Source organism: Mesoaciditoga sp. (assembly GCF_054006115.1).
Map to the genome: position 1 here is coordinate 23787 of NZ_JBPNHS010000019.1, position 7776 is coordinate 31562.

Sequence of the window (7776 nt, forward strand, 5' to 3'; positions counted from 1 at the left end):
ATGCAAAATGTCTAAAATAAAAAAAGTGACTTTTGAACTTAAGGAGTACGAATTTCCAGAACCTTTTAAAATAACGGGAGCCATTCATACAAAAGCGGAAAATATAGAAATCACGGTTGAATTGGAAAGTGGCGCTACCGGAATAGGGGAAGCGTCTTACTCTTATCGCGTTAACGGCGAGATGATAGCGTCCCTGCTTGCGATGGAAAATAACGTTAACGACATGATCAAAGGCATGGACGTGAAAGATTACAGGAAAACCTTCGATATCATCGATGGCTTTTCAAGGACGGCTCCAAGTGTAAAAGCCGGCGTTCAATTCGCAGTTCTGGATGCGTTGAGCGTTGAGATAGGCGTACCGGTTTATCAAATACTTGGAGGAAGCACGAACAGGATAAAAACGGACAAGACTGTTGGTATAGATGAATTGGAAAAAATGGTGGAAAAGGCAAAAAAATACTATTACACAGAAGGATACGAAACGCTTAAGATAAAGGTTGGACTCGATTTGAAAGAGGACATAAAAAAGATGATAGCGATATCCGAAGCTACAAAGGGGGCGGCTTACATAGTCGATGCAAATCAAGGTTACTCGCCGAAAGAAGCGATTCAATTCGCGGATGCAACTTATAGAAATGGCGTTAACATTGTCGTTTTTGAGCAACCAACGATGTGGAACGATCTTGATGGTTTAAAGTTAATCAGGCAAAACTCTCCATTTCCAATAGCGGCAGATGAAAGCGCCAGGAGTAAATATGACGCCTATGAACTCATAAAAGAAGGATGCGTTGATTTCATCAACATTAAACTCATGAAATCCGGTATTTCGGATGCGCTGGCAATTGTAGAACTTGCCAAAATAACAAATACAAAACTCATGATAGGCTGCATGTCCGAAAGCAGTGTTGGCATAAACCAAAGCGTTCATTTTGCCGCTGGTACTGGGGCTTTCACGTATCATGATCTAGATTCGCACATGTTAATGAAAGAGAATGAATTCAAAGGTAAATTCAAACAAAGCGGGCAAGAAATAACTTTATGAAAGTTTCGTTAATAGCCGTTCTAAACGCCAACGGAAAAATCGCGAAAGATTCTTCTTTAACCGTTGATTGGAATTCTCGTGAAGATATGGAATGGTTTAAAAAAGTGACTATGGATATGGGAACGGTTATTGTAGGGAGAAAAACATTTGAATTGATAGAAAGACCATTACCTCACAGGCTGAACGTGGTTATGACGCGAAGGAAAATTCATGAAGAAGGTGATAACAACGTCATCTTCACCACACAAGACCCAAAAGGTATATTGGATCTTTTGAAGAAATCCGGAAAGAAAAAAGTTGCCGTTATAGGGGGAAAAGAGATCTTCAGTTTGTTTTTGAAAGAAAATTTGATCGACGAGATGTACATAACTTACGAGCCAATTCTATTTGATGGAATCGATCTTTTTGAAAATGTAGCTTACGATATTCGCTTAAGGACGGAAGAAATTAGAAGGTTAAAATCTGGTGCGATTGTCGTTCATTACACTTTAAAAAACGGGGATGAAAATGAAAGAATTTGAAGAGATAGAATTGCTGTTGAGAAGAACCTGTTTCAGGGTAAAAGTTGCCGGAAGGTTGGTATTAAAGGATTTTGAGCTGACCGCTTCCCAATTTGATATACTTCAATACCTTTATTTTGAAGGGCCGCAGCGCATGACACAGTTAAGCGAAAAGATGGGTGTCACGAAATCTACAATGACAGGCCTCGTTTCTAGATTGGAAAGCGCGGGTTACGTTACGAAGAAGACTTACGAAAAGGATAAACGGGTCATATTGGTTGTCATAACCAAAGATGGGGAAACGATAATAAAACGGGTTATAGAAAAGAGAATAGATTTCATAACCTCTTCGCTGCGGGATGTAAATAGCTCTGAGCTCCTTAAGAATCTTAGAAATATATACAACGCCGTGTCGAAGGAGTTCGATCAATTGGAAAAGAGATGAATGGTTTTTCCGCGGAGACGTTGTGGTGAAATCTTTCCTTCACTTTCCCAATTCTTTAAAATTTCAGGTGTAACGGACTCACTTACCGGTGCAAAGGTTAAGCGATGGAAAAGCGTTGGCCCCATTTTTTTAATCGCTCGAAGATGTTGATGTGTTGCGTACCCGACGTTTCGTTCAAAGCCATAGCCGGCAAAAAAGGGAGAGAGTTTTTTCATTATTTCGTCTCTAAAAACTTTTGCTGCTATTGAAGCGGCGGCAATGGAAGGGCTTTTTCCGTCACCTTTTACCACGCTTTCATGGGGAAAATCAAATCCCATTTCAAGCCCATCTACAAGGACAAAGGCTTTTATTCCCAGATTTTGATAAGCCCTTTGCATGGCAAGCCTTGTGGCATTTAGAATGTTGTAAAAATCTATTTCTGTGGGTGTGGCCATGCCAATTGCCATCTGAGCGTTCATCAGAATTTCTTCTAGCGCTTCTTTTCTTCTCTTAGGTGTCAACTTTTTTGAATCGTCCACTTTTTTTACCCAATCGCCCCATTTTTCTATTTTAACGGCTGCGGCAACAACTGGACCAGCGAGCGCTCCTCGCCCAACTTCATCTATTCCCACCACGTTTTTGTATCTGGATATGTACTGTAAGTCGAATTCTTCTACCATTTTCCACCCTTTACCTTTTTCAATTCATCTCGGTAAATGACGGCTTCTTCAAAACGCCATTCACTCGCCGCCTCGTTCATTTTTTGCTCCAGGAGGGTTATGTATTCCTCAACGTCTACCTTTTCTTTCATTTTAAGAACTTCTTTGACGTTTTCATCTACTTTGTACTCTTTTTCGTCGTTACCCGTGTTCATGAAAAATTCGTCTATCTTTTTTTGTATGGTTTTCGGAGTTATATTGTGTGCTTTGTTGTAGGAGATCTGTTTTTCCCTTCTGCGCTTCGATTCTTCTATAGCTCTTCTCATTGAATCGGTTATTCTATCCGCGTAAAGGAGAACTTTGCCGTTAACGTTTCTCGATGCCCTTCCCATTGTTTGAATAAGTGAAGTTTCCGATCTCAGGAAACCTTCTTTGTCCGCGTCCAAAATGGCAACCAGAGAAACTTCTGGCAAATCCAATCCTTCCCTCAAGAGGTTAACTCCGACAACAACATCAATATCCCCTTTTCTCAGTTTGGTAAGCACCTTCATCCTTTCCAAAGTGTCTAAGTCCGAATGAACGTATTTCGCACGGTATCCCATTTCTTCAAGATATTGGCTTAGTTTTTCCGACATTTCTTTTGTTAAAGCAACCACCAGAGCCCTTTCATTTCTTTTTTTTAACTCTTGCAATTCATCTATCAAATCATCTACTTGGTTAAGTGTGGGTCTCACCTCTACCTCTGGATCTATCAAACCGGTTGGCCTGACGATTTGCTCGACAATCACATCAGAGTGAGAGCGTTCGTACTTTCCCGGTGTAGCGGAAACGAAGACAATTTGTGGGGCCCTTTGCAAAAATTCTTCAAATTTCAAAGGTCTGTTGTCGTAAGCGCTTGGCAAACGAAAACCGTATTCCACAAGACTTTTTTTTCTACTTCTATCCCCTCTGTGAATTCCTATTATTTGTGGCACACTTATGTGTGATTCATCGAGAAATACCAAAAGATCTTTTGGAAAATAATCCATAAGCGTCCATGGCGGATCCCCTGGTTTTTTCCCACTAAAATGGCGCGAATAATTTTCTATTCCGCTACAATGACCGGACGTTTCAAGTGCCTCTATATCAGACAAAGTTCTTTGCTTTAACCTTTGAGCTTCTAAAATTTTGTTTTGCTTTCTTAATTCCCTTAAACGCTGTGAAAGTTCCTCACGAATTGATTTGATCGCTCGCTCAACTTCCTCACGCGTAGAGGTGAATTCTTTCGCTGGATACAAAACTATTCTATCTATTTCGTCAATGGTTTTTCTTGTGATTGGGTCTAAAAGCAATATTCTATCCACTTCATCATCAAAAAATTCCACTCTTACGACTATTTCATCGTAAGGAGGTATTATTTCAAGCACTTCACCATGAAGTCTGAAAGTGCCGGATGACACTTCCGCGTCGCTTCTGTGATATTGCATTTGGGAAAGCTTCTTCAGCATCTTTTTTCTTTTAATCTCTTCTCCCCGTTTCACGACAAGATTTATGTCTTTAAAGTCTTTTGGATTTCCACTGGCATACAAACAAGAGACGCTTGCCACCACGACAACGTCTCTTCTTGTTATCACAGCTTTCATCGCGGAAAGCCTCATTTTTTCTATTTCTTCGTTTATATCGGCTTCTTTTTCTATGTAGACATCCTTAGAGGGAAGGTAGGCTTCTGGTCTGTAATAATCGTAGTAGCTAACGAAAAACTCCACCCTGTTTTTTGGAAAAAACGACTTGAACTCTCTGTAAAGTTGGGCGGCCAGGGTTTTGTTTGGAGAAATAACCAATGTTGGCCTGTTAAGGCTGGATATAACATTGGCCATCGTGAAGGTCTTACCTGAACCTGTAACTCCCAGTAGTGTCAAAAACCTTTTTCCATTTTCTATCTCGTGAGTTAAAATTTCTATTGCCCGTTCCTGATCTCCGGAAGGCGAAAAGGGGCTTACCAATTCGAATTTCATTTTTTCACTTCAAACTGTAAAGTCTTTCTTTTTTGCTCAGTATTTTTGTGATCCTTATTCCGAAGTTTTCCCCTATTACCACCACTTCTCCTTCCGCAATCGCTTTTCCGTTCACCAGAATATCGACCGGTTCCCCTGTTAGCTTTTCAAGTTCAATAAGCGAACCACTCCCCAGATCCAACACCTGTTTCAATGTCATGTTGGTTCTTCCAAGTTCAACGGAAATGTCTAGCGGAATGTCAAGCAACGCTTCCAATTTGCTTGCGGGCACCATCTCTTTTTCTTCTTCAAGTTCTTGAAATTCAGCTTTCTTCGCCGGCTGTGAGAACTTCTTCTTTTCCTTCTTAGCTGGCGCTTGAACTTGTGTCGGTGCGGCAGGTGAAGGCGTTACAGGCTCTTCGTTTTGCACGCTTTCATCATTTTCAGCGTCTTCTTCTTCCATCTGCGATGGCAACGTGTCCGTTAGGAAACTCGCAAATTGCTTTGCGAATGATGGAGACATTAGCTGCATCATATCGCCTTCGGCCAACTCTCCAACCTTCATTTTAAAGTGGACTTCCACCACTTTTTCTCCTTCGTAAACTGGTGGAAAGTCAACGTTTTCATCGTCGAAGTTAACTTCCTCAACCTGAGGAGGAGATATATCCACAGGTTTTTTGATGATTTCAGAAAGCGCTGTGGCCGCGGATCCCATCATCTGATTCATCGCTTCACCAACTGCGCTTAACTTTATCTCATCGAGTTCATCGCTTACGTTTTCACCACTTCCGCCCATCATTATATCGGAGATGACAGCCACAACATGAGGTTCAAGTATAAAGGCGTTGGTACCGTTTAAGCCTTGCGTGTAATCCACACGCACTATAACCTTTTTTCCCTTGAATTTTTTCTTGACATCGGAAAGGTTTGCCTCATTTACGGATGGGGTGGTTATCTCAACTCTTTTTCCCAGAAGCGTTGAAATGGCGGTGGCGGCGGAGCCCATGGAGATATTTCCAAGTTCTCCTATCGCGTCCATTTGCATTTCACTTAGCAGCGGAGCAGACTCACCGCTTTCTTTGTTCTCAGAATTTTCAGAAGCGGCGTTGGCCGCTTGAAGCAAAGCGTTGATCTCCTCTTGAGATAATTTTTCATTGTCCATTCGCTATCTCCTCCGCGATTTCCTCCACGGGTTCTACGATTTTAACTGCTTTGAATCCTTTGTGTTTTCCCGGAATGCACTTGAACTTTTTCTTTCCATTAACGTAGAGGTCTACCAAATCGTCTACATGTCTATCTAACATTATCACGTCTCCTTCATCCAGATCTAAAAGCTCCTCGAGCGTTAACTTAACTTCACCAATGGAAACGGACAAATTCAAAATGGATTCTTCCAACAATTCCCTTAACCTTTTTTCTTCTTCTTCACTTACACCCTGAGTTCCCTCTTTGAAGTACGATTCGGCGTAAAGCTTAGAAGCAAACGATTCAAGAACTGATGAAGGCCAACATAAATTCATAAAGCCTTCGGCTTCTCCCAATTTTACGTCTAAAGTAACCATCACGACCATTTCGTTGGGAGGGATTATTTGGACAAATTGAGGGTTGTTCTCTATTGTAACAAGTTCAGGGGTAAACGGATATATATCGTTCCACGCTTCTTTCAAGGTGGATAAAATTCTTATAAGTTCACTTTTGGCAAGTGTGGACTCTATGTCCGTTAAAGCACGGAACTTCTGGTAAACTCCTCCAATCCCACCTAACAGCCTGTCTATCATGGCAAAGACGATCTTCAAATTCAATTCAACTAAAGCGTTGCCATGAAGCTCTGGCGCTGTGAAAACCCCCAAAAAGGTTGGAGGGGTTATGGATCTCATAAATTCCTCATAAGTTATCTGATCTATGGAAGCGTTTGTTATTTCAACAAAAGTTCTCATTCTGCCAGAAAGGTAATTTGATACCCCCCTTGCGAAATTTTCATGGATCATCTCAAGGGTTCTCAACTGTTCTTTAGAGAATTTACTTGGTCTGGCAAAATCGTAAACTTTTATCTTTTTCTCTTCTTCTTCATTCTTTACCTGTTCCGCCGATAGTTCTCCCGTTTCCAGCGCTTGAAGAAGGGAATCTATCTCACTTTGATCTAATACTTCAGGCAAACATCATACCTCCTCATACTGGAGCAACGGCCTTTATGTACAGGTAAACTTGGAGCACCCCCAAGGGCGCTTTACTTCCAGTGAAGCCGGTTATTTGATCTACCAGATCCACTATTTGTTGTTTCAGAGTTTGAAGACCATCTGGATTGAGTATTTCACTTGGACTCTTGCTCAATATAAGCGTTTGCAGCCCATCCATAATTTGAGGCGTATCAAGACCTATGGCTTGACTGCATTCTTTGCTACCTACCAAAAAAGAGAGACTGTCCACAACTAAAACCTGATTGCCTCCCCGTAACGGAAAAGTCGCGTTAGAACCACTCCTTATCAAAACGGCCATCGTTCGAACTACCTGATTGGTGACTTTTTGAGGTTTGGCGGGTTTATTCATTTTTTTAATTAGAAAATAAGTTCCTCCCATGGATATCATAACCGACAAACTTACCACGATGAGTAACGACATAAGTCCGCCTTTTTTCTTCTTTTTCTTTTCTTTGTCCGCCATCTTAATCCCCCTGCTTTTTGATTAGTATGTCAACCCTTCGGTACGAATCTCGAACTTCTTTGGTTATGGACGCCACTTCAGCATTCAATTTTGACGCTTCCTGAGAGAGCTGATCGTAGTTTATCTGACCTGAAGCGTATTCTTGCCTTATCGCTTGCAATTTCTGCTCGACGGAAAAAGTTTCACTTTTCAGTTTTTTCAGCATTGGTTCATCCCCCAAACCTATCGCCACGAAACGAGATGGATCGTACCAATAATTCGGATCGAATTGACCATTCATGATTTCTACCACTTCTTCATTCGCCCTGGCGTTTTTCAATTCATGCAAGAAAAACCATATAACCGACGCCGCTCTAGCGGCACTTAGATGCCATTTAGATGGGTATATCGAATCTTTTGGTAAAGGTAAATCCGTCGTGTAACCGTAAACCCATAATGGATTTGTGGAATGTTCTATTATACTTTTTCCAACTTCCGAAAGCAAATCTTTCGCTTGAGCGGTTAGCTCTGCAGAACC

9 protein-coding genes are annotated in these 7776 nt (G+C 41.3%); 3 read left to right on the forward strand and 6 right to left on the reverse strand.

The window, feature by feature from the left end; genetic code table 11:
• Positions 1–7 precede the first annotated feature (7 nt).
• From ACXJIN_RS03605 to ACXJIN_RS03615, 3 genes are read left to right on the forward strand one after another with little or no spacing between them, the layout of a single operon-like run.
• A complete protein-coding gene (locus ACXJIN_RS03605; RefSeq protein ID WP_456399472.1) occupies positions 8–1042 on the forward strand; it encodes an L-Ala-D/L-Glu epimerase in 1035 nt (344 codons plus the stop codon).
• Positions 1039–1563, forward strand: coding sequence for a dihydrofolate reductase family protein (locus tag ACXJIN_RS03610; RefSeq protein ID WP_456399474.1), 525 nt, complete (start codon positions 1039–1041; stop codon positions 1561–1563). The genes ACXJIN_RS03605 and ACXJIN_RS03610 overlap by 4 nt, the downstream gene beginning before the upstream one ends.
• Positions 1550–1987, forward strand: coding sequence for a MarR family winged helix-turn-helix transcriptional regulator (locus ACXJIN_RS03615; RefSeq protein ID WP_456399476.1), 438 nt, complete (start codon positions 1550–1552; stop codon positions 1985–1987). The genes ACXJIN_RS03610 and ACXJIN_RS03615 overlap by 14 nt, the downstream gene beginning before the upstream one ends.
• On the opposite strand, the gene rnhB is transcribed toward ACXJIN_RS03615, so the two are convergent.
• The 6 genes from rnhB to ACXJIN_RS03645 all read right to left on the reverse strand — a co-directional run.
• The gene (gene rnhB, locus ACXJIN_RS03620; RefSeq protein WP_456399478.1) at positions 1969–2646 is read right to left on the reverse strand and encodes a ribonuclease HII; all 678 of its coding nucleotides are present in this window, start codon (positions 2644–2646) and stop codon (positions 1969–1971) included. The genes ACXJIN_RS03615 and rnhB overlap by 19 nt on opposite strands.
• The gene (gene uvrB / locus ACXJIN_RS03625; protein WP_456399480.1) at positions 2640–4619 is read right to left on the reverse strand and encodes an excinuclease ABC subunit UvrB; all 1980 of its coding nucleotides are present in this window, start codon (positions 4617–4619) and stop codon (positions 2640–2642) included. The genes rnhB and uvrB overlap by 7 nt, the downstream gene beginning before the upstream one ends.
• Before the next feature lie 4 nt (positions 4620–4623).
• On the reverse strand, positions 4624–5760 hold the full coding sequence (fliY, locus tag ACXJIN_RS03630; protein WP_456399482.1) for a flagellar motor switch phosphatase FliY: 1137 nt from the start codon (positions 5758–5760) through the stop codon (positions 4624–4626).
• Entirely contained in the window at positions 5750–6754 is a 1005-nt protein-coding gene (fliM, locus tag ACXJIN_RS03635) for a flagellar motor switch protein FliM (protein WP_456399484.1), read from the reverse strand. Before fliM ends, fliY begins: the two co-directional genes overlap by 11 nt.
• Before the next feature lie 13 nt (positions 6755–6767).
• Entirely contained in the window at positions 6768–7259 is a 492-nt protein-coding gene (locus ACXJIN_RS03640) for a flagellar basal body-associated FliL family protein (RefSeq protein ID WP_456399486.1), read from the reverse strand.
• A gap of 1 nt (position 7260) precedes the next feature.
• Positions 7261–7776, reverse strand: a 516-nt coding sequence (locus ACXJIN_RS03645; protein WP_456399488.1) for an OmpA/MotB family protein, incomplete at its 5' end; no start/stop codon positions are given.